Source organism: Leptotrichia rugosa, assembly GCF_041200005.1.
GTDB classification, from domain to species: domain Bacteria; phylum Fusobacteriota; class Fusobacteriia; order Fusobacteriales; family Leptotrichiaceae; genus Leptotrichia; species Leptotrichia rugosa.
This window is the reverse complement of the sequence record NZ_CP165644.1, coordinates 795,385-818,592: the sequence shown is the minus strand read 5'-3', so window position 1 is coordinate 818,592 and position 23,208 is coordinate 795,385. Positions and strand designations below refer to the sequence as shown.

Genomic DNA, 23,208 nt, shown 5'->3' with positions numbered 1-23,208 from the left:
ATTTTTTTATTTTTAGTTTTTTAAAAAAAAGACTAGAATTTTTTATTTTTCTAGTCTTTATTTTAAAATTATTTTTTTTAAATTTTTTAAACTTCTTAAATTATTCCTTGAAATATTTCAAAATTTCTTGCATAACTTTATCTGACTTTAAAATGCTTGAATGACTTTCCCCATCAATTATTTTAAATTTACAGTTTTCCAATTTTGCACTTTTAACTGGAACCGCTCCGTCACTTTCTCCATCTGTTATTACCGAATATAACGGATTATTTGCTCTATTTCCAACCATGACATAACAGTTGTAATCTGGCTCTTTCAGATGATTTACAAAACTATCTTTTTGAACATTTATCTGTTTTATCGCTTTCCCCAAATATGGACTTAACAGTTCTGTAAAAAAATTTCCTGCCATTGAACTTCCGTGAGATGGCGGCGAAAGAAACACTACTTTTCCTAATTCTTCAAAAGTATTTTCTTGTAACTGGTATCTCAAAACGACTGAACCCATTGAATGAACTATAAAGTTTATTTTTAATTTTTTTTTGTTTTCCGATACTCTTTTTTTATTTATTTCATTTAAAATTTTAATTTTTTTCTCAATTTCTGGCTCAATATATTTTTTTGCTATATCTTGAATTTCATCTTTAGTAGTTGGATACTGAATATTAACTCCTGAATATCCATTTTCCTCCAATTTTTTCTCAATATACTCCAAATTGTCCAATTTACTGTAAATACCGTGCATCAAAATAACAATATCTTTATCTGTCTTTTCAATATTCCCAAATTCTTCTGTCCTAAATTCATGCGTCAATATTCCAGCATTAATATTTATTGTTACTGACAATAAAAAAACAATTTTTAATATATAATTTTTTATATTTTTCATATTTTTCCCTTTCACTAAGAAAGCCTATTACGAAAATCCTCATACTTAAATGTACGAATAACTTTTAATCCATCCTTTTCAGTATAAACTGCAATTGACGGAAGATTTATTCCATTGAAGGTGTTTGTTTTAACCATGCTGTAATGCGCCATATCGGTAAAAATCAGTTTATCCCCAACTTTTACTGGCTCATCAAAAGAATAATCTCCGATAATATCTCCTGCAAGACAAGTTGGTCCACCAAGTCTATAATTATATTTTTTCTCATTTGGCATTCCAGAACCGAAAATATACGGTCTATACGGCATTTCTAAAACATCAGGCATATGACACGAAGCCGATGTATCAAGCAAAAGTATATCAATTTCATTTTTTGTCATATCCAGTACCTCTGACACCAAAAATCCAGTATTTAGTGCAGCAGCTTCCCCAGGTTCAAGATAAACTTCTACATCATATTTGTTTTTTATATGATTTATGCATCTCACAAGTTTTTCTATGTCGTAGTCTTTTCGAGTGATATGATGTCCACCGCCAAAATTTACCCATTTCATATCATAAAGATATTTTCCAAACTTTTCTTCAAATATTTTTAGCACATTTTCCAAAGCGTCGGAATTTTGCTCACAAAGTGCGTGGAAATGAAATCCATCTAATCCAGAAAGTCTTTTTTCATCAAAATTTTCCAAAGTCACTCCAAATCTTGAATATCTTCCCGCAGGGTTGTAGATTTCTGTTTCAACTTCTGAAAATTCAGGATTAATTCTAAGTCCACAGCTTATTTTTTTTCCAGTTTCTTTTATTTTAGCAAAAACTCTGTCTTTAAATTTAGCCCACTGATTAAACGAATTAAACACGATATGATTAGTTAAATCTAATATTTCATCAAATTCATCATCTCTGTAAGCTGGATTAAAAATGTGAGTTTCGATATTTTTATCAGAAACTTTTTTTTCCATTTCTTCATAGCCAAGTTTTGCCTCAAATAGTGAACTTGCTGTAGTTCCGTCCAAATACTGCGCTATTAACGGATAAAAATAAAACATCGAAAATCCTTTTTGTGCCAATAAAATTTTACATCCAGTTCTATCTTTCACACCTTTCAGCACTTCCAAATTTTTTTTCAAAAGCCTTTCATCTACTAAAAATGATGGTGTTGGAAGATTTGTAATGTCTATGTCTATATATTTATTTTTTGTCACTTTTCCTCCTAATTTAAATATTTTGTTAAAATTTTTGATTTAAAAAAATTTTCACAAAAACTAATCCACTAATTCAGGATTAAAATCTTCAATCCAAGGAAGTCCAAATTTATTTAATGCATCCATAAATTTATCAGGATCAAGTTCTTCCACATTGTAAACTCCTGGTTTTTTCCATTCTCCAGTAAGTACCATAAATGCTCCAATCATCGCTGGAACTCCAGTCGTATACGAAATTGCCTGAGAACTAACTTCTTTGTAGCATTCTTCATGTGTGCAGACATTGTAAAGATAATAAGTTTTATCTTTTCCATCTTTTTTCCCTCTAAAAATATTTCCAATATTCGTCTTTCCTTTAGTTCTAGGTCCAAGTGAAGCAGGATCTGGAAGCACAGCTTTTAAAAACTGCAGTGGCACAATTTTTTGACCTTCAAAATCAATTGGCTCAATCGAAGTCATTCCCACATTTTCCAATACTTTTAAGTGAGTCAAGTAACTTTGCCCAAAAGTCATAAAAAATCTAATTCTCTTAATACCTTTTATATTTAATGCAAGTGACTCAAGTTCTTCGTGATGAAGCAAATACATATCCTTTTCCCCAATTTGCGGAAAATTATACACTCTTTTAATTTCCATTGGCTTTGTTTCCACCCATTTTCCATCTTCCCAGTAACTTCCATTAGCAGTCACTTCTCTTATATTTATTTCAGGATTAAAATTTGTCGCAAACGGATACCCATGATCTCCAGCATTTGCGTCAAGAATGTCAATATAATTAATTTCATCAAAATAATGCTTTTGTGCATAAGCTGAAAATACTCCAGTCACACCTGGATCAAATCCGCAACCTAAAATAGCTGTAATCCCAGCATCTTCAAATTTTTTACGATAGTCCCACTGCCATTTATACTCAAATTTTGCCGTATCTAGCGGTTCATAATTGGCTGTATCCAAATAATCTGTCTTAGTTTCAAGACAGGCATCCATTATTGTCAAATCCTGATAAGGTAGTGCCACATTTATCACAATATCAGGTTTATATTCATTTATTAATGCCACAAGTTCTGGCACATTGTCAGCATCAACTTTAGCCGTCTGAATATCAATTCTTCCCGCATATTTACTTTTTTTGATTGTTTCTTTAATTGCATCACATTTAGATTTTGTTCTACTAGCAATCATAATGGAGCTAAAAACTTCTGAATTTTGTGCACATTTATGACACACGACATTTGACACTCCTCCTGCTCCTATTATTAATGCTTTTTTACCCATTTTTTTACCTCCTGCTTTCATTTACATTTAATAGTTTTTAAATTTTTAAATTAATTAATCAATATAAATTATCCCATTTTTAAAATAAATTCTATTTGCATTTTTTTCTTTCAAATCAAATTTTATTTCAACAGAATTTACTTTTATTCCCATTTTCCTAGCTTCTAACTCATTTAATGTCCTATTTACCTTTGCTAAATTTATACTTTCAGGTATTAATTTATTTATCAATTCTTTACTTATGAGCACTTTTTTTAATTTATATTTAAATTTTCCTTTTTCAAATGGATAATTTAAATTTGTATTTATTCCTGTTTTTATCACCGCTTCCACTTCCATGGCTTTGTAAATTAACTCAACTTTACTGTTGTCATAAGGTCGGATTTCTACTACTGTAATTCCTAATCTGTCAATTGGATATTCTATATTATCATTTAATTCTGGTTTTTCCACTCTTGGTACATTTTTTCAATTTCTTTCACTTGCGTCTGCATTTCAAATGAATAAGAAGATACTCCCGTAACAATTAACATTGCAATTAATAATTCTTTTAACATATTTTCCTCCTTCTTAAACTTTTTTATACGATTTAAAATATATAAAAACTACTAATAATATTATTTTTATAAAAGAATAAAGAGCTAAATTTATCTTTCTTTATTTTACTTTTTCAATTAATTATATCACAAATATTTTAAAATTTTAATTATTTTTATAAAAAAATTACAACATCAAATGCTGTAATTTTATTAATATTTTATAATTCTTGTTTTAAAATGTGTCCCATTTTTTCTTTTTTTGTTTTCAAATATTTTCCATCAATTTCATTTGCAGGGATTTCAATTTCTTCTCTATTCACAACTTTTATTTTATAATCTTCAAGACCCTTAATTTTAGCTGGATTATTTGTCATAAGTGAAATTGATTTTATTCCCAAATCTTTTATTATTTGAGCTGCCACTGCATAATCTCTTAAATCTCCCTCAAATCCAAGTTTGTGATTGGCTTCCACTGTATCAAATCCTTCATCTTGAAGTTTATATGCTTTTAATTTATTTAAAATTCCTATTCCCCGACCTTCCTGTCTTAAATAAATAACAAGGCCTTGCCCCTTTTTTTCTATTTCATTTAAAGCTTTGTGAAGCTGAGCTTGGCAATCACATCTTTTCGAGCCAAAGACATCGCCAGTCAAACATTCAGAATGAAGTCTGACGCTTACGTTTTCTTTGCCTTTCACGTCGCCTTTAATTACAGCAATATATTCCTTATTTTCTATTTTATCGCTATATCCTATAAAGTCAAATGTCCCATATTTTGTTGGTATTTTGACACTTGCTTCACTTTTTACCAACTTTTCGTTATTTTTTCTGTATAAAATTAATTCATCAACTGTAATAATTTTTATGTCGTGTTTTTCACAAAATACAAATAGATCATCTCGTCTTGCCATCGTTCCATCGCTGTTTAGCATTTCCATAATAACTGCAACTGGCTCAAATCCAGCAAGTTTGGTCAAATCCACAGCGGCTTCAGTGTGTCCCCGTCTTTCCAGAACTCCATTTTTCTTAGCAATCAAAGGAAACATATGTCCAGGTCTAAAAAAATCTTCTGGCTTTTTATTTGGATTTGCCAAATCCAAAACAGTTTTTAATCTGTCAGCTACCGAAATTCCAGTTGTTGTCCCTTCAGCCGCATCTACTGAAATTGTAAAAGCCGTCCCGTGATGGTCAGTATTGTGATGGGTCATCGGATCCAACATAAGTCTTTCGGCTACTTCGTGGGAAACTGGCACACACATAAGTCCTCTTGCTTCATTTATAATAAATCTCATCCATTCATAGGTTGCAACTTGTGCAGGAAGTATCAAATCCCCTTCATTTTCCCTATCTTCGTCATCCACAACCACAATTGGTTTTCCAATTTTCAAATCTTCTAAAGCTTCTTCAACACTATTAAAATTTTTTTTCATTTTATCTCTCCAATCAAAACTTATAATTTATTTTAGCTATAAAATATAAATTGTTACATTTTGACAAGGAATAAAAATTCCTTTATTTTACTTAATTTTGCTCAATTCTTAAAATCCATTTTTTTGTAAAAAATCCATCGTTATTTTTGATTTTTCTTCTTTTTTACCATTTTCCATTTCCTCAAATTTCAAAATTTTCTCAACATATTTTCCAAATAAATCGGTTTCAATATTGACAAAATCTCCAGCCTTTTTTCTCCCAAGCGTAATATTTTCAAGCGTATGTGGAATTAAAGACACCGAAAAAGTTCCTAAATCGTCATCTACATCAATTACGGTAAGACTTGCTCCATCTATCGTAACTCTACCTTTTTGTACCACATATTTTATATTATTTTTGTGCTTTTCTTCCAGCTGAAATTTATATAATTTTGCTATTCCTTTAGAAGTAATCGACAAAATTCTGGCTTCGCTGTCAACATCCCCCATAACCAAATGACCACCTAAAAATGTTGTAAGAGTCAATGATTTTTCAAGATTAACTTTATCTCCAATTTTTATTCGTTTAAGTCCACTTCTATTAATCGTTTCATACATCACATCCGCTGTAAAATCCTTACCGTTCATCTTTGTAACAGTAAGACACACTCCATTGACCGCAATACTGTCTCCTATTTTTGCTTTTTTAGTAACTTCATTGCCTTTAACAGTTATGCCAAGTCCTGTTTCTTTTTTGGAAATATTTATCACTTCTCCCATTTCTTCAACTAAACCTGTAAATATATGAATCACCTCCCTTTAAATTTAGAGAACTTTATTTTCTACGCATTTTAATTTTTACTTTTCTGAATATTTTTTCAAATAAAATTTCATTCCAATATTTTCGCCATAAATATTATTTTTCACATTATTTAATAGAATAGCTTCTTCCATTTTATCTTTTGAAAATCCTGAAATAAAAGGTTTTGCATTTTTGTCTCCTAAAATTTTATTGGCAACAAAAATCTCTCCCGCATCTATCACTTCTTCTTTAAATGCAAGTGAAATAAGACTTTCTCCGCCTTCTAATAAAACGCTGTCAATTCCCATTTTTCCAATCTCTTCAAGCATTTCTTTAAAACTAAATTTTTCTTTATCAAGAAATATAAATTTCACTTTATTATTTTGACTTAGTCTTTTCTGTTTCATCTTAATTTCAAAATCTTTGTCATTAATATTTTCAGAATTTTCAACAAACTGATTTTTTTGCGAAGTAATAATCACAGTTTTTTCATCTTCATTATTTTTTACAACTTTACAATTTTCATCAATCTTTAAATGTGGATCGACAACTACTCTAAAAGGATTTACTCCATTTTGAATCCTTGCTGTAAGACTTGGATTATCAAGCACAACTGTGTTTATGCCGACCATTATTCCCATAAATTTATTTCGGTAAAATTGAACTTTTTCACGAGCAATTTCATTTGTAATCCATTTGGAATTTCCTGTCTTTGTAGCAATTTTCCCATCCAAAGTTATTGCACATTTTAAAAACAAATACGGAATTTTTGTTTTTATATATTTAAAAAAAACTTGATTTAATTTATCGCACTCATCTTTTAATACACTTTCTACGACTTCAATCCCAGCTTTTTTTAGCATCGCCACGCCTTTTCCAGCAACTTGTGGATTTGGGTCACTTGAACCTACAAAACATTTTTTTATTCCCATATCAATTATTTTTTTTGCACAGGGCGGTGTTTTTCCATAATGTGAACACGGCTCCAAAGTAACATAAATTGTAGCCCCACAAGCCTCTTTCCCTGCTTCTTCCAATGCATAAACTTCCGCATGTGGTCCACCAAAAAATCTATGATACCCTTTTCCTACCACTTTTCCATCTTTTACAACAACAGCTCCGACCAAGGGATTAGGATTCACTGCTCCTTCTCCTTTTTTAGCCAGTTCTATTGCCATTCTCATATATTTTTTGTCAATATTTTCTTCCATTTTATTTTTTTATTTTCCTTTTTTTATTAATTTTTAAAGTTTTTAAAATTTAATTTTAGAAAATTAGAAATATCAAATATTTAAATATTTATTATAAAATTATCCAATATTTTTTATCAAATCAATCATTTCTAATGCTCCAAATGCTGCATCAGCACCTTTATTCCCTGCTTTTGTCCCCGCTCTTTCAATAGCTTCTTCAATATTATTTGTAGTAAGCACACCAAACATAACAGGTAATCCTGTGTGCAGTGAAATCTGAGCAACTCCCTTGGAAACTTCCGCACAAACATAGTCAAAATGAGGAGTTGCTCCTTTTATAACAGCTCCCAACGCCAAAATTGCATCATATTTTTTTGACTCAGCCATTTTTTTAGTAATTAAAGGTATTTCAAATGCTCCTGGAACCCATGCAACATCAATATCGTCGTCATTTACATCATTTCTTTTCAGTACATCTACTGCTCCTGCAACCAATTTTGATGTAATAAATTCATTAAATCTTCCTGCAACAATTCCTATTTTTAAACCTTTTCCATTAAATTTTCCCTCTAGTGTTCTCATTTTTGTTCCTCCTATTTTATTTAGTTTTTAATTTTTATAATTTTATTTTTAAAATAAAAAAAACTGGATTTTTAACCCAGAGCTTTAAATTATTTTAAGAAATTTTTATAACTTTATGAATTTTTTACTTATGTTAATAGTTAAATTTTTCTTTTCTTAAATTCACATATTATATCACTTCTTTCATCCAGACTGTACTGTCGGTAACGGAATTGCACCGTTTCATGCAACTAAAATATATTTAGCTTTGCTCGTGGACTTTAACCACCGGTCAGGAATTTCACCTTGCCCTGAAGTTTACTATTAAAGCTATTATATACTCTTTTTCTCAATTTGTCAAATGATTTCATTTTTAATTTCTTTTAAAATTAAAAAAAATTAATCAATTTAAAATTTTATTTTTTTAAAATTAATGATATAATACTACAAGTGTCGTTTAAAAATTATAATTACTAAGTTCGACATTTAAAATATAAAATAATACAAAATATGCAAACAAGGAAAGGATTTTTAACATTTATGAAAAAAAGGGACTTTTAACTACGACTTTTATGATGGTCGCAATGCTTATGGAACTTTGCAAGCCAAAGTTTCAAAAACTAAAAAACCTATAAAAAAGAAAACTTTAGCAGCAAATACGAAATCAAAAAATATTTCAAGAAAAAAATAACTTCTTCTAATTCAGGAATTTACTCAATTCCAAAAAATAATAAATCAGAACTTGTTGTAGAAAAGATGAACGAGTTAAAAAAATATCACGAAAAAGTGCTTCACTCAGGAACAGCTGCTCAAAAGAAAAAGTTTTCACGCAAAAAAACTTTTGACATCTTATAGTCATTGGAAAGGGACAAAATATGCATTAGGTGGAGATTCTAAAAAAGGTATCGACTGTTCTGCCCTAACTCGTCAAGTTTATCGTGAAGTGTACAAAAAAGAGCTTCCAAGAGTTTCAGCTCAGCAAGTAAAATCTGGAAAAAGAGTTGCAAATAAAAATTTGGAGCCAGGAGATATTTTATTTTTCAAAACTAACGGCGGAAAAACTAACCACACTACAGTTTATGTTGGAAATACATTATTTATAAACGCCTCTTCTTCAAAAGGTGTTGTTATGTCTTCTCTAAAAAGCCCATATTGGAATAAGTCTTATAAATATGGAGTCAGAGTAAAAAAATCATAAAATAATTTATTTAATCTCTAAATATAAATTATATTTAGAGATTTTTTATTTTTTATACAATGAAAATGTCTGGAATTTTTTTAAAATATACACATAAATTCAGTAATATAGCAACTTTTTATTGTATTTACATGATTTTCAATATGATAATTTTAAATAAAATATCATAAAAAAATCACAGTTAAATTAATAACTGTGATTTTATCTTTTAGATATTTAACTTTTTGTCTAATTTTAAATATCTAATTTTTTTGAGACGATTATTTCATGAGATAAATCCTCTTTTGCTATTTTACACTTCTGTAAAAAACTTATTTGAATTAGTAAATCAATCTAAATCCTACACCACTTCTTACATTCTTACCTTTAGTGTCGTATCCTGCATTTACTGTTACTCCAAATCTTGTGTTGTCCACTCCGATATTTAAGTCAAACTTACCGTTTCCTTTTCTATCTTCCTTGTCTCCTCTTATTCCAAACCAGTCTGCATCTGTATATCTTACTCTTCCTTCGTTGTTCTTACTTGCCATCTTTCCTAGTTCATTTTCATATGCCGCTGTAAGTCCTACTGATAGATTTGTTTTTACTGCCATTGGTTGGATATATTTGAACTCTAGTCCTGCTTCCGGTTTTACTGAGAAATAGTTGTTTCCTTTTACTTCCAATCTCATTTCCCCTGAATCCTCTTTAATTTTACTAAATCTTCCATACTCCATCTTTAATGCTCCATACGGTCTTAAGTGTGTTCTTTCACTCAATCTTATATCATATCCCAAGTCTGTCTTAAGCGCTGCTCCATATGAATGATAATCTGATTTTGCTTGGAATATATCGTCTACAACTAAATATCTACGTTTCATATCATTAATTCCGAAGAATATATCTCCTCCAATTGTCCATTGTAGTGATCCATTATGATCTTTTGACGGCGACATTGTCTTAAAGATTCCTGCTTTAATTTGAGTTTGGTTTTCTCTTGAATGCCCTATATCTTTAAATTTAAATCTATTTGTTACTGCTCCTGCATACCATCCTTGTGAGTTACCCATCTTAACTGTTTCATCTTCATGAACATAAGCTACTCCGTAGGCATTACTTGTATAATCAATAACCCCCGCTGTGTCAGTATTATATTCATCTCTTTGACCAAATACTTTTATCTTGTTGTTTTGTTTTGATGAATTTCTCCAGTCATGTTTTAAATATCTGAATTCTTTGTCCAACAAGTTTCCTGTTGCATTGATTCTTTGCTGTAGATTTCCATATTGGTGTCCCATCATTTCGTCTGTCGCTTGATAGAATAAGATTTCCTCGTTATTTCCTATTCCATTTAACTTATTAAATAATGTTTTTTCTCTTGTCCCTAAACCTTCAACTCCATATCTTTGTTCCAATCCATCTAGGAAATTGTATGTATCTGTACTATTTACTGGAGTATTTTGATTTCCTGCCCATTTAGTATATGGTATTTTTGCCAAGTAAGCATTTTCTATTGTTCCATCTGTTTGGTTTTGTGCTACACTTGACATCCATGTAAGTGAACCTGAATAAATATTCCATTTTCCAATCTGTGGATTATTTAAAATCATCTGATTATATGGTGCAAGTATTTGTGGACTTAATTGAATATATTTACTTGTTGTATTTTGTGCCGCTTCTGTCCCTATAATCAAATCTGCATTCTTTAACGTACTCAGATTACTTAATCCAACTATTGGTCTTGTAAACCGTTTGTTTGAAGTGTCTATATACATTCCTATTGTTGAAACTTCCATTGGTTTGTATTCTTCTCCTGTCGTTGTCGCTACTTCTGGTACTACTGGCACTCCGTTTACTGTTATTGTCGCTGTTGATGAACCTGATGGCGCATGTATCTTAATTCCCGCCATATCTTTTGATATTTCATGTCCTGGCTGCGGAATCTGAGTATTTACTGATCCTGCTCCTCTTATAGTCAATGTTCCGTAGTTCTTGATTATTCCTGGATTATTTCCTGCCGCATTTCCTTTCGAAAGTAATCCTACCGCTTCATCGGCATTAATATCAATTGTTCCATTATTTTCTATTGTCGAACCAGCTTTAACTACCACTCCAACTACTTTCTTCAGTCCTGTTCCATTTGACTTGATTATTCCGTTATTTATTCCTTCTGCTCCGTTATCAAGGTACATTCCTGTTGTGTTGCTTGCATTCAAGTTAATTGTTCCACTGTTTACTACCTTTGTTCCTTTGTTTACTCCGTACATTCCTATACTGTATGGTCCTACTACATTAATTGTTCCCTTGTTTTCTATGTTTCCTGTATAAGCCGGTGTTGTCGCATCTCCTATATATCCTGCCGCCATTCCTATTGCATACTGGTTAGCTGTCGGATCAGAATTTGAAGCTCCTACTGTTATTGAAACACCTGGATTATTTACCGCATTTCCTCCATTTATACTGTAAATTCCTACGTTTCCTATTCCTGAACTGTAGTTAATATCTGCATTATTTACTACATTTCCTGCTGAATAAAGTCCATAGTTTAGTGAACCAGTCGAAGTTAACGGTGTATTGTTTATCACTGTTCCTGATGTATCTCTTGAGAATACGAAGACTGTGTTATCTCCAACTGTCTGTGAAGTCATATTACTTGTTATTGTGTTTCCTGTTCCTTCATTGATGAATCCATATGAACCATTACCAATTGCCATTATAGAACCTGCATCTGCCGTTATGTTGTTTCCTGTTCCTTTTGTGTATACCCCAATTGCTTCATCTTCTCCCAGATTAATTACAGAACTGCTTGTTAGTCTAACGTTTCCGCCTGTACTTAGTATTCCCTTACCTTTGTTTCCAATATTTAGTGTTCCGTTATTTACCACATCTGCACCTTCAGAATAGATTCCATAAGCTTTTCCGCTTTTATCTGTTATTGTCGCTGCATTTGTTAGAGTTCCACCTGTTGTATAAAGTCCAACAACACCTCTGTCGCTACCGTTATTTACAATGTTTATATTAGTTGTATTTGTTGCTGTATTGTCATAGAAAATACCAGCTCCAGAACCATTTGCAGAACCTGTGTATTTTATTTCAAAGGTTTTTCCATTAGGATTTACAATTGAACCGTTTGTAACAGAAATTCCTACACCTTTGTCTTTTACTTCTATTCCTGTATCTGAAGTAAAGTTTACAACACTTTTTGTTCCACTTGCATAAACTCCAATTCCGTTAGTTCCTACTGCAATGTCTGAACTTCCTGTTCCTCCTAGATTAATCGTGTTTCCTTTTCCTTCAGACACTATTCCAACGCCACTGTCTCCGGTCATAACAATTTTACCATTATTTGTAATAACTCCATTTGAAGTTGAAACTACCCCTGAATTCGTAACATCATTTGTATTTCCGTACAATCCAATTGAACCATTTCCCGCAACTGTTATTGTACCATTATTAGTTACTTCTAAAACCTTATTACTTCCCAAAGTTCCAGTTGTTATCTGTTTGTCAGTTCCATAAGTTTTTAATGTGGAAGCTGAAGCAAATCCTGCCATACCTACTCCGCTTGAAGTAATATTTATAGCACTATTATTTGTAAGGCTGCTTCCATTTATTCCATACGCTCCAATTCCGTTATCTACATTAATAGTTCCTTTATTATCAACATATCCGAAACTTGTAGACAATGCTGTTGTGTTTGAAGGCGTACCTCCTGTTATATTAATTGTTCCGTTATTTGTGTATCCTGTAGTTGTATTATTGGGAACATTATCATGAGAAGCCATTGACAAACCTTTTCCAGTTGCAGAACTTACAGTAACTCCACTTGCTATTGTGAATTTTTCATTTGAAAGCCCTATTTTTGTATTAAATTCATCTGCAGGATTGTCTAAATTTTGATCGTTGTTAAGATTAAATACACCATCTATGTAATATATTTTATATCCATGCCCATTATCATTTAAAGCAGCAAGTTTCATATCAGTTTTTACTCCGTTAATTCCTGCTGTTGAACCTGTCCAGTTTGTAACTCTACCTCTATAAGTACGTAATACTGAATTATCTCCAGTAAGATTTACAGTTACATTACTCATTCCGTTATATTTAGTAGCTGTTCCTCCTGTAGCTGCAGTATAATCTGTATCTTCACCAGTCATTAAAATACCATCAGACATATTTATTGTAGTAGTTCCTGTAAAATCTATTACAGAAGAATTATTATCCGCATAAAATGGTGTAGATTTTAAATGATCCACAGTATCAGTTCCGATTGCTACCACATCACTTGACGAAGCTTTATTTTCATGATAAATAGTTCCACCACTAAAATTAACTTTTCCTCCACCTGTTGCAACCAATCCACCGTTTGTACCAGTTTGGATTTTATTACCTGTACCATTGTCAATATTTACAACAGAACCAGCTCCAGAAGCAAATCCCGCAATACCACTTACTTTAATGCTTCCATTTTTTATATTAACTATTCCACCTTTTGTAGCCAATCCCGCGATATTTTCAAATTTATTTTTACTACTTGCAGCTGTAACATTTGCGTCTACCGCTGTAACGTTTCCAAAAATATTAACTGTTCCTTGATTTTGTGCAAATCCCACTATTGATTTATAGTTTACTGCTGTTGTATTTATAGGCGTTGTCTGTGTTCCAACACGTATAATACCTTTGTTATCACTCATGTAAGCAATTCCTTCTTTTGAAGCAAGTATAACTGGTGCAAATATATTAATTTCAGATGACTTACCTTCTAATGTTGGAACACTTGTTAATGCTCCCTTTGATCCAAGTTGATGATCAGCTTGCTTCCAAGTTCCTTCAGAATATGCGATAACAGTTCCTGTTGAAGCATCATCTCCGTTCGTTGTAATAGTTGCCGCATCTTTTGTAAGATTACCAACTGTTCCAATACCATCTGTAATATACTCAGAACGTTTACCATAAGTACGTGGAATATCTTCAGCTATATTCATAACTGTTCCTCTTTTAGATATAAACATAAATCCATTTTTAGAATATTTACCAAATTGTATATTAACTTTCCCTACATCAAGTGCGTGGATTGCATCCGTATCGAGAGTAGCTAAACCACTATAATTAGTAGCTCCATATGAAGCACTTACAGGAACTCCTAAATGGATAGTAGGTATTATATCTGGTCTTTGTCCTGATTGAGAAAATATACCTACTCCTCCTTCTACCCATTGATCACTATAACCTGTAGTAGAACCATTAGCACGGGTAGTTAAATTTCCGGCAGAGGTTTGCGTTGCTCCACCTCCTAATGCATCTCCAATTTTTGCACTAAAATCAATCTCTCCTTGATATATCCCTATATATGATGCTCTTCTTGAATATCCTGCTCCTGTAGTTCCTTCAGCATCTCTATGAGCTATTTCCCAAGATTTCGGTTCTGCTCCACCCATTTTATCTCCAAAGAACAATCCTACATTTTCATCTCCGTATAAATTTACTTCTCCTTGAGTACCAAGATGAATATACGATTGCATCACATTACTGTTAGCACCATTTTTATCTATAAATTCCGGTCTTGCTGCACGTCCTCCTTGAAATATTGTTTTAGACCAGTTTGGTACATAGCTTATACCTGAGTAAACTATATTAGAAGCTCCATATGAAGTTATTTTACCTGTATTCTGTATATGTCTTGCACCTGAAATTCCTGTTGTCAAATAAGCATTATTCCCTGTTCCGTGTAGATTAATTTCAGTATCTCCTCCAAGCATACCCATATAATGATATCTTGATAAATGTGATATAATTGTTCCAAAAGCTGAAGGCATAATATAATAAACTGAATTTTGATCATTGTAAACATTTACTTTGGTGTTTGTCATTTGTACAACTCCGTTACGCCATGTTTCCGAAGTAAGGAATCCTGCTCTTCCATATAAATATGCATTTGTATCTTTTACATTTACATCTAATAATGTATGAATACCAATTGTACCATTAACAGGTGTACCAGGATCGGCTCCTCCAGCTTTAGCTCTACCAACATCAGTTCCATCATCTGTCCCGCCTGTAGTTTGTTGATCACTTAATGTTCCATCATAATGACCTCTTACATAAACTTTCAATCCTGTTAATGTAAGAGCTTTAGACCCATCTGCAGAATAATCAGCATCTGCATCAGAACTATTATTTCCTGCCCTGTATAAGATATTTGTTGTACGTCCAACTGCTTGTCCAACGTCATTATTTCCAGAATCACGAGGAGTTCCACCATTATCAATATATCCTGTAACATTTGCATATGCTGGATTATTATTATTAACCCAACTACCGGCATTTAATCCTGCATATATTGTTTTATTGTTAGTATCATTTTCATTAAATTTACCTCCTAAATTCGGCACAGATTGATTAGTAGCATCAAAGAAAAATCCTGTAAATGGGCTAGCATTGGGTTCAACAATTGTTACTTGTTTTACGGGTGCATCCGGTTTTAACACTGTTATTGCTGGTGGTTCTGTCCCATTTACTGCAAGTGCTTGTAATTGTGGCGCTCTTATCCCCAAATCTGGAATTTCTATATTTACTGTTTTTGGTCTAATTGACGCTTCCACGTTCATTTCCACAATTGGTTCTTGTGCTGGGTCGTTACTTGCTATTCCGTATGATGAAGGCATTCCACTTCTTAAATTTGATGAAGCTGAACGTCTGTTTGCTCCCAAAGATAAATCTCCGTAATGGCTACTTAAAGGTGAAGTATATCTTTCAAATGAGTTTTTACTTCTCTCAAATCTTCCTTCGTAAGGATATTTTTCTTTCTTATCTCCTCTTCCCTTATATGTTCCATTCCAATTGTTGTTAAAATAATTCATACCGTATTGCCAGCTGCTCCAAGGTGATTTTACAACGTGATCCCCTTGTTCCATTAATTGAATTAACTCTAAGTTTGTGTCTCTAAGTAACTTATCATTTTTATTCCTTGCCTTTTTAAACTGTAATCTCATGTCTTTTATTGAGCTGTTTATCTGTCTAGTTTGAGTAGCTATCGCATCTTCGGCAGAAAATGTCACGTTTGAAACTCCTAGCGTTACAAGTCCTGTCAAAAGAAACGTAATTAAAGCTGAATCTGTGTATTTAAAGTCTTTTACTCTTTTGGCAAAAGCTTTTAAATCTTTTTTTAGTTGTCTTAAATTATTGCTTCCCATGATCTTTTTCCTTTCAAAACTGTTTTTATATGTTTTACATTTCAAAGAATTTTTTTTGAAAATAAAAAAATTTCAAGAATAATTTTTTTAAGTGAGTGATGAGTGAAATTTTTTATTTTCTCAAAAAAACTTTTTATTGTACACTATAATTATACTAAAAAAAGAAAAAAAAACAAGTACTTTTTCTAAGAAATTTTAAAAAATATAAATTTTTTATTTATTTTTTAAAGAAAAACTCCAAAATTTAACTAAAATACTGGATTTTAACAAACAATTTTTTTATTTTTTTATAAAAAAGTTTTTTTGTGTTTTTAGTAATTCTTTTCATTTTTTTTTAAGGAACAATATTATACTACTACACCACAGTTAATTCTATTTTTTATTATTTTTCAAAAAAAAATCACAGTACAACACTATGATTTTTTTATATATTCTTTATTTTCAAAATTAAACCTCAACCGCAACTTCATTTCTCAAACTTGGCTTCATCTCCAAAAATTCTCCCCAAAGTTCCAGAACAGCTTTATACTCGTCAAAATGACAGCTCCATTCTGGATATTCTTCACAAATTCCAAAAATTGTATGCTCAAAACTTACCTTGTCCCTCGTTATTTTATGCTGAAATGACTGACCGTCCCAACAAGTTTCATTCAATTTTCCTTGTGCAACTTTATTCACTTCATCCAAAAAATCTTGCACCATTTTTTCTTCTGGAAAATCTTCCATAATCGCCGTTATCAAAAACTTTGTATATTCATTCTGCTTTTTTTCCAAATCTTTAAATTTTACTATTTTTTTTCCACCAAATTCTTCTGCATCAAAAAATTTTACTTCAGAAGTTGGCATAATTCCAAAATCTCCATCTTTACAATAACTAAATTTTACTCTCAATGTTGTATTCACCTTTCTCAAACTTTATCTATTTTCATAAACAGGGTATGCTGTAATTTTTGGACTTTTATATCCTCTTATCAAAACTTTGCTCTTACTCAAACCCTGCCACATATTTTTATCTCTTCCAGGAACATCTCTTCTATTTTCCCAAGCTGAGTTTATTTCATCAATTATTCTAGCTTCATCCCAATTGCTCGGAAACATCGTATTAACTCCACCATTTGAAGTCTTTTGCTGCCATTTTCCGCTAGAAGTTTTTATTTCAACAGTTGCCTTGTAAACCCCGTTTTTTGCAGGTTGTCCAATTTTTTTACAATTCTAACATCACCCTTTAAAAGAGAGTGTCCGCCAGTAACTTTTCCTAAATGGTTTTCATCACCGCCTATTACATGCTCATAATCTATATTATACTTCCGATTTCCGCTGAAATCATCACTCCTGTGATTCTTATTTTTTTTAGAACTGAAAGACTTTTCATTTTTATTATTATCGCTATTTTTAGCAACCAAGCCTTTTATATAAGTTTTATCTGTGTTATTTTTAGTCATGTTGTCAAAATAAGTTTTTCCAAAAGCAAATAATGCAACTACAAATACTACTAAAATACTTAAAATCTTATTTTTTCATCTTTCCTCCTCACACATTTTTTTACAAAAGTTTTAATATTTCTCTTTTGTATTCTATAAATTTTTTTGTTAAAGTCACATCTTCACCATTCTCGCCTTCTGACAACTCAATTTTCAGTTCCTTTATGATTTTTCCCGGACTTCCAGAAATAATGTAAATTCTTTTGGAAATTAAAATTGCTTCGTCAATGTCGTGAGTTATAAATAACGTTGACAACTTTATTTTTTTCATTATATTTAAATACCAGTTTTGCATTTTTCGCTTCGTTATGGCATCCAGCGCACTAAATGGCTCATCTAGCAAAGCTACTTCGCAAGAAAACATATAAGTTCGTAAAAGTGCTGCACGTTGCCTCATTCCACCTGAAAGTTGACTAGGATATTTTTTTTCTGTTCCTTCTAATCCAAATTCTTTAAAATATTTTTGAGCTTTTTCTCGTGCAATAGACTTTTTCTCACCTTTTATGACCAAAGGCAAAGATACATTGTCAATAATTGTCTTAAACGGCAAAAGTAAATCTTTTTGAAGCATATAACTTATTTTTCCAGATTTCTTTACAATATTTTCCCCATTTAGAAAAACTGTTCCGCAAGTTGGAGCAATTAACCCAGAAATCACATTAAACAGAGTAGTTTTCCCAACTCCGCTCGATCCTAGAATACAGACAAGTTCTCCCTCTCTCAAATCAATCGAAATATTTTCAATAATTTTTTTTTCATCAAATTCAACAGATACATTTCTAACTTGTAATTTAACATCATTCATTTTTTCACCTTAAAAATTTTATTCACGAAATTAGATTAGCATATGGAAAAAAAAATGTCAACAAAAAAATCTTTTTTATAAATGAACACAAATGAAACAAAGAATATTCATAATTTCAATTGTAAAAAATTCATAGTAATTTAAAATTAAGAAATCTATTTTATTTCTACCTTAAAAATTTGCATTTTTAATAAATATTGGTATAATTATATCGAATAGTTTGCTAACCAAAATATTTGAAGGAGGAAAGAAATATGAAAATAAAACTAAACAATATTTCAGAAACTATGCTTATTACTTTGCATGCACGTGCGAAGGATGCTGAAAGTAAAAATCCAATTTTAAATGATAAAAAATCTTCCGAGATTCTTTCACAGCTGGATTATGATTTTTCAAAATTTGAGAAGGCGTGGGCTTCGTACTATGGGATTCTTTCACGTGCGAAAGTGATGGATAATGAAGTAAAAAAATTTATGGAAAAATATCCAGATTGTGCGATTGTGTCAATTGGCTGTGGACTAGATACAAGATTTTTACGAATAGATAACGGAAAAATAAGATGGTTCAATCTTGACTTGCCAGAAGTTATTGAAAAACGAAAATTATTTTTTGAACCTAATGAACGAGTTACAGATATTGCAAAATCCGCATTTGATTCAGCGTGGGTAAAAGATATTAAGCTGGAAGGAAAAAAATTACTTATTATTTCAGAAGGTGTATTAATGTATTTTGAAGAACAGCAAATTAAACAGTTCTTGGAAATATTGACTGATAATTTTGATTCTTTTGAAGCACAGTTTGACTTGCTCTATAAAGGAACAGTTAAAATGAGTAAAAAACATGATACCTTAAAAAATATGGAAGCAAAATTTAGTTGGGGAGTAAAAGATGGAAGCGAAGTCGTAAAATTGAATCCAAAATTAAAACAGACTGGACTTATTAATTTTACCGATGAAATGAAACATCATCTTCCTGGCTGGAAAAAATTGTTTATTCCATTCTTTTACATTTTTAATAACAGACTTGGAATTTATACTTTTGGAAAATAGAATTATTTTTTGATTTATTTCCTTTGATACATGAATGGAGGGATTATTATGAAAGAATTGAAATACTTACTAAGTTTATCTGGTAAACATAAGATGAAGCTGATTTTTTCAGCAATATTCAGTATAATTGGTACAACATTGTCTGCTGTGCCTTATCTTCTTGTGTATCAGATTGTTTTGGAGCTTTTTAAGGCGAATATTGATTATTCAAAAATAAAGTTCTGTGTTTCTATTGCGATACTTTTTATAATTGTAAAAATAATTATGCAGATTTTATCAGGAGTATTTTCACATATTGCGGCTTTTTCAATTTTGTACAAGATTAGGATTGATTTGATTGAGCATTTGTCAAAGCTAAATATGGGATTTTTTAAGAAAAATATGTCTGGAAAGCTAAAAAAGATTATTAATGAGGATATTGAAAAATTGGAACTTTTTATTGCACATCAGATTCCAGATTTATCTTCAGCTCTTGTAACTCCGATAATATTTTTGGGGATTATGATTTACTTTAACTGGAAATTGACACTTGTTTTATTTATTCCAATTATTCTAAGCATAATGGCGCAGGGAAAAATGTTTCAAAGTTATGGGAGTCGTGTAGAACATTATTATACTCTTCTTGCAAACTTAAACGCTACTATTATGGAATACATAAATGCAATGAATGTCATGAAAGCATTCAACCTTACTGCTAAATCATTCAAGGATTATCGGGATATTACCCAGGAATATGCGGATTACTGGATTGAGCTTACAGAACTAAGTGTACCATTTTATTCAATTTTTCTCTGTTTGACTGATTCGGGGCTGCTTTTCATTATTCCTGTTGGCGGACTTATGCTGTTTTATAATCAAATTTCAGTATCTGTGTATATTTTATTTATTTTAATGAGTACAATTTTTTTAAGCTCACTAAAGGCATTATTTGACTTAGCACACCATCTTTCCGCATTAACTAAAGGGCTAGGGAAAATTATGGAAATCAATGGGGAACAGGAGCAAAAATCTGGAAACATAAATTTTCCTTCTAATTTTTCAGGTTTTATAAAATATGAAAACGTAAATTTTGCATATAAAAATAAAAATGTTATAAATGATTTTTCCTTGGAAATAAAGGCTGGAACCTCAACTGCACTTGTAGGGCCTTCTGGCTCAGGAAAAACAACGATAGGACTTCTGCTTGGAAGATTTTGGGATATAAATAGCGGAAAAATAACTATTGATGGAACTGATATTAAGGACTTCGCTTACACAGGATTGGCTGATAATGTTTCATTCGTATTTCAGGATACATTTATGCTTCATGATACTATTTTTGAGAATATAAGAATGGGAAAGGATTATTCGCTGGAAGAAGTGGAAAATGCTGCAAAAAAGGCACAAATTCACGATTTTATAATGTCCTTGCCTCAAAAATATGAAACTGTAATTGGTGAAGGCGGAATTAAGTTAAGCGGTGGAGAAAAGCAGAGAATTTCAATAGCTCGTGCTATTTTAAAAAATGCTCCAATTATCGTGCTGGACGAAGTTACTTCCTACTCTGACATTGAAAACGAAGCCAAGATTCAGGAGGCTCTGCGTACTTTACTAAAAGGAAAAACTGCCATTATCATTGCTCACAGGCTTTACACAATAAAAAATGCCGATAATATCGTTGTAATGAATAAAGGACGTATTACCGAGCAAGGTACTCATAAGGAGCTTCTGCAAAACAAGTCTGAATACTGGCATTTATGGAATTTATATAGCGATAATGATTTGATGGAAAATAAGGAAATTTAGGGGGTGCAGATAATGATTAACGATATTAGAAATATAAAAACTCTTGCTGGAAATAAATATAAAAATCTTAAAAAGCCAATATTTTTTCTAACAATAGATGCCTTATTTTATATGATGAACTACGCAATGTTTTATTTTACAATTATTGATTTGATGAATAATAATTTTACGATGAAAAAGTTGATAATCTATACTTTTATTATGATTTTTGCAATTATTTGCAGATTTGTATTAAATCGTATCGGATATACTGGGATTCAAAGTGAAGGGGCTAAAATTATTCAGGATTTGAGAATCAGGATGGGGGATCATTTGAGAAACTTGAATTTGGGATACTTTAACAGTCATAACATTGGGAATATTATTAATATTATGACAAATGATTTACAAGATTTTGAGCAGGTTATAACTCACAGCACATCAGAAATTATAAAGTTATCCATACTGACAATTTATCTTCTGTTAATTATATTTGCAATTTCTCCCCTACTTGCTATACTACAACTGATAATCTCGTTGACTGGATTAGTATTTGTCATTCTGGGAACAAAAAAAGGTGCAAAAATAGCATTGAAAAAGAAGCATACTATGGATAATGTTGTTTCACGGATGGTGGAATATATCGCTGGAATGGAGCTTTTTAAGGCATACAATCTGACTGGGGAAAAATTTAAAAGACTAAAGGACAGCTTTAATGATTTGAAAAGGGAAAGTATAAATACTGAAATTGCTCTTGCCCCTTATGTCATGATTTTTCAGCTTATCACGGATATTTCCTTTGCCTTGCTTCTGCTTGTGTCTACACAGCTTTTTATGGCTTCTTCCATTAATAAAGTTGAATTTTTTTCATACATAATTATTGGACTTTCACTTTCAAACGTGCTAAAAGCCTTTTCTACACAATATACTTTTATTCAATACCTGAAACTTGCCACAGATAAACTGATAAATGTACATAATGAAAAGGAAATTTCCTATGAACTTGAAAAAGTTACTTTACCAAATTACAATATAAAATTCCAGAATGTAAGTTTTTCTTATGAAAAAGACACTCCTGTTCTAAAAAACATCACTTTTGAAGCAAAACAGGGGACAAAAACTGCCCTAGTCGGCTCGTCAGGCTCTGGAAAAACAACTGTTACCAGCCTTATTGCAAGATTCTGGGACTGCCAGTCTGGCGAAATTACCATTGGCGGAATAAATATCCAAAAAATATATCCTGAAGAACTGCTTACAAATATAAGTATGATTTTTCAAGATGTCTACTTGGTAAATGACACTTTTGAAAATAATATAAGGCTGGGAAAACCTAAGGCTGCAAGGGAAGAAGTGATAAATGCAGCTAAAAATGCCAATTGCCACGATTTTATAATGGAAAGCGAAAATGGATACGACACTGTAATCGGAGAAGGCGGCTCTACTTTGTCTAGTGGAGAAAAACAGAGAATTTCAATTGCAAGAGCCTTATTAAAGGATACCCCAATTATTTTAGTTGATGAAGCCACAGCCTCACTTGATGCTGATAATGAATACGAAATAAGAAAATCTCTCAATATTCTTACAAAAAATAAAACTGTAATTACAATCGCCCACAAACTCAATACAATAAAAGATTATGACAAAATCATAGTTATGTCCGACGGGATAATCGAAGAAATTGGAAATCATGAGCAGCTTATGGAAAATAAAGGACGATATTACAAAATGTATACTGAAATGGAAAAGGCACAGTCAGAATTTGAACTAGTCTAAATTAAAACTTTAATTCATTATACAAATTTAATAAAAAAGGAGCTGTTTTATAAAATTAAACTTATTAGACAACTCCTAAACATTTACTTTACTAAT

Annotated in this window: 18 protein-coding genes and 1 riboswitch; of the genes, 4 read left to right on the top strand and 14 right to left on the bottom strand. The window is 31.4% G+C overall.

Annotation, left to right across the window (positions count from 1 at the left end):
* Window positions 1-100: 100 nt before the first annotated feature.
* The 9 genes from AB8B22_RS04050 to ribE all read right to left on the bottom strand — a co-directional run bounded on the left by AB8B22_RS04050 (window position 101) and on the right by ribE (window position 7,891).
* The gene (locus AB8B22_RS04050; protein ID WP_369711749.1) at window positions 101-889 is read right to left on the bottom strand and encodes an esterase/lipase family protein; all 789 of its coding nucleotides are present in this window, start codon (window positions 887-889) and stop codon (window positions 101-103) included.
* 14 nt (window positions 890-903) lie between these two features.
* Window positions 904-2,091 (bottom strand): carboxynorspermidine decarboxylase, encoded by a 1,188-nt coding sequence (nspC, locus tag AB8B22_RS04045; RefSeq protein ID WP_369711748.1) that lies wholly within the window; start codon window positions 2,089-2,091, stop codon window positions 904-906.
* A 60-nt stretch (window positions 2,092-2,151) separates the two neighbouring features.
* Complete coding sequence (locus AB8B22_RS04040) at window positions 2,152-3,366, bottom strand: saccharopine dehydrogenase family protein (protein ID WP_369711747.1); 1,215 nt, start codon at window positions 3,364-3,366, stop codon at window positions 2,152-2,154.
* 54 nt (window positions 3,367-3,420) lie between these two features.
* Complete coding sequence (locus AB8B22_RS04035) at window positions 3,421-3,819, bottom strand: hypothetical protein (protein WP_369711746.1); 399 nt, start codon at window positions 3,817-3,819, stop codon at window positions 3,421-3,423.
* Complete coding sequence (locus tag AB8B22_RS04030; protein ID WP_369711745.1) at window positions 3,801-3,923, bottom strand: hypothetical protein; 123 nt, start codon at window positions 3,921-3,923, stop codon at window positions 3,801-3,803. The genes AB8B22_RS04035 and AB8B22_RS04030 overlap by 19 nt, the downstream gene beginning before the upstream one ends.
* 200 nt (window positions 3,924-4,123) lie before the next feature.
* Window positions 4,124-5,335, bottom strand: coding sequence for a bifunctional 3,4-dihydroxy-2-butanone-4-phosphate synthase/GTP cyclohydrolase II (locus tag AB8B22_RS04025; protein WP_369711744.1), 1,212 nt, complete (start codon window positions 5,333-5,335; stop codon window positions 4,124-4,126).
* Between the two features lie 108 nt (window positions 5,336-5,443).
* On the bottom strand, window positions 5,444-6,118 hold the full coding sequence (locus AB8B22_RS04020; protein WP_369711923.1) for a riboflavin synthase: 675 nt from the start codon (window positions 6,116-6,118) through the stop codon (window positions 5,444-5,446).
* Between the two features lie 54 nt (window positions 6,119-6,172).
* Window positions 6,173-7,327 (bottom strand): bifunctional diaminohydroxyphosphoribosylaminopyrimidine deaminase/5-amino-6-(5-phosphoribosylamino)uracil reductase RibD, encoded by a 1,155-nt coding sequence (gene ribD / locus AB8B22_RS04015; RefSeq protein ID WP_369711743.1) that lies wholly within the window; start codon window positions 7,325-7,327, stop codon window positions 6,173-6,175.
* A 99-nt stretch (window positions 7,328-7,426) separates the two neighbouring features.
* Entirely contained in the window at window positions 7,427-7,891 is a 465-nt protein-coding gene (gene ribE / locus AB8B22_RS04010; protein ID WP_094080657.1) for a 6,7-dimethyl-8-ribityllumazine synthase, read from the bottom strand.
* A 171-nt stretch (window positions 7,892-8,062) separates the two neighbouring features.
* Window positions 8,063-8,193, bottom strand: a riboswitch (FMN riboswitch).
* 518 nt (window positions 8,194-8,711) lie between these two features.
* Here ribE and AB8B22_RS04005 point away from each other — a divergent pair.
* A complete protein-coding gene (locus AB8B22_RS04005; RefSeq protein WP_369711742.1) occupies window positions 8,712-9,068 on the top strand; it encodes a C40 family peptidase in 357 nt (118 codons plus the stop codon).
* A 320-nt stretch (window positions 9,069-9,388) separates the two neighbouring features.
* On the opposite strand, the gene AB8B22_RS04000 is transcribed toward AB8B22_RS04005, so the two are convergent.
* The 5 genes from AB8B22_RS04000 to AB8B22_RS03980 form a co-directional block, all read right to left on the bottom strand.
* On the bottom strand, window positions 9,389-16,240 hold the full coding sequence (locus AB8B22_RS04000) for an autotransporter-associated N-terminal domain-containing protein (protein WP_369711741.1): 6,852 nt from the start codon (window positions 16,238-16,240) through the stop codon (window positions 9,389-9,391).
* A gap of 447 nt (window positions 16,241-16,687) precedes the next feature.
* Window positions 16,688-17,143 carry a hypothetical protein gene (locus tag AB8B22_RS03995; protein WP_369711922.1) on the bottom strand — a complete coding sequence of 152 codons (456 nt, stop codon included), beginning with the start codon at window positions 17,141-17,143 and terminating at the stop codon, window positions 16,688-16,690.
* A gap of 12 nt (window positions 17,144-17,155) precedes the next feature.
* Entirely contained in the window at window positions 17,156-17,395 is a 240-nt protein-coding gene (locus AB8B22_RS03990) for an EndoU domain-containing protein (RefSeq protein WP_369711921.1), read from the bottom strand.
* Window positions 17,392-17,682, bottom strand: coding sequence for a hypothetical protein (locus tag AB8B22_RS03985; protein WP_369711740.1), 291 nt, complete (start codon window positions 17,680-17,682; stop codon window positions 17,392-17,394). The genes AB8B22_RS03990 and AB8B22_RS03985 overlap by 4 nt, the downstream gene beginning before the upstream one ends.
* A 100-nt stretch (window positions 17,683-17,782) precedes the next feature.
* The gene (locus AB8B22_RS03980) at window positions 17,783-18,526 is read right to left on the bottom strand and encodes an ABC transporter ATP-binding protein (protein ID WP_369711739.1); all 744 of its coding nucleotides are present in this window, start codon (window positions 18,524-18,526) and stop codon (window positions 17,783-17,785) included.
* A gap of 254 nt (window positions 18,527-18,780) precedes the next feature.
* Between AB8B22_RS03980 and AB8B22_RS03975 the strand changes: the two genes are divergently transcribed.
* The 3 genes from AB8B22_RS03975 to AB8B22_RS03965 are packed head-to-tail and all read left to right on the top strand — an operon-like array spanning window position 18,781 to window position 23,112.
* The gene (locus AB8B22_RS03975) at window positions 18,781-19,575 is read left to right on the top strand and encodes a class I SAM-dependent methyltransferase (RefSeq protein ID WP_369711738.1); all 795 of its coding nucleotides are present in this window, start codon (window positions 18,781-18,783) and stop codon (window positions 19,573-19,575) included.
* Between the two features lie 48 nt (window positions 19,576-19,623).
* The gene (locus AB8B22_RS03970; protein WP_369711737.1) at window positions 19,624-21,360 is read left to right on the top strand and encodes an ABC transporter ATP-binding protein; all 1,737 of its coding nucleotides are present in this window, start codon (window positions 19,624-19,626) and stop codon (window positions 21,358-21,360) included.
* A gap of 12 nt (window positions 21,361-21,372) precedes the next feature.
* A complete protein-coding gene (locus AB8B22_RS03965; protein ID WP_369711736.1) occupies window positions 21,373-23,112 on the top strand; it encodes an ABC transporter ATP-binding protein in 1,740 nt (579 codons plus the stop codon).
* Window positions 23,113-23,208 lie beyond the last annotated feature (96 nt).

Bases quoted from the DNA above. Each gene is read 5' to 3' on its own strand.
- AB8B22_RS04030 (WP_369711745.1), bottom strand. From the start codon at position 3,923: ATGTTAAAAGAATTATTAATTGCAATGTTAATTGTTACGGGAGTATCT.
- AB8B22_RS04040 (WP_369711747.1), bottom strand. From the start codon at position 3,366: ATGGGTAAAAAAGCATTAATAATAGGAGCAGGAGGAGTGTCAAATGTC.
- ribE (WP_094080657.1), bottom strand. From the start codon at position 7,891: ATGAGAACACTAGAGGGAAAATTTAATGGAAAAGGTTTAAAAATAGGA.
- AB8B22_RS04025 (WP_369711744.1), bottom strand. From the start codon at position 5,335: ATGAAAAAAAATTTTAATAGTGTTGAAGAAGCTTTAGAAGATTTGAAA.
- AB8B22_RS03980 (WP_369711739.1), bottom strand. From the start codon at position 18,526: ATGAATGATGTTAAATTACAAGTTAGAAATGTATCTGTTGAATTTGAT.
- AB8B22_RS03970 (WP_369711737.1), top strand. From the start codon at position 19,624: ATGAAAGAATTGAAATACTTACTAAGTTTATCTGGTAAACATAAGATG.
- AB8B22_RS03985 (WP_369711740.1), bottom strand. From the start codon at position 17,682: ATGACTAAAAATAACACAGATAAAACTTATATAAAAGGCTTGGTTGCT.
- AB8B22_RS04000 (WP_369711741.1), bottom strand. From the start codon at position 16,240: ATGGGAAGCAATAATTTAAGACAACTAAAAAAAGATTTAAAAGCTTTT.
- AB8B22_RS03965 (WP_369711736.1), top strand. From the start codon at position 21,373: ATGATTAACGATATTAGAAATATAAAAACTCTTGCTGGAAATAAATAT.
- AB8B22_RS03975 (WP_369711738.1), top strand. From the start codon at position 18,781: ATGAAAATAAAACTAAACAATATTTCAGAAACTATGCTTATTACTTTG.
- ribD (WP_369711743.1), bottom strand. From the start codon at position 7,327: ATGGAAGAAAATATTGACAAAAAATATATGAGAATGGCAATAGAACTG.
- AB8B22_RS04050 (WP_369711749.1), bottom strand. From the start codon at position 889: ATGAAAAATATAAAAAATTATATATTAAAAATTGTTTTTTTATTGTCA.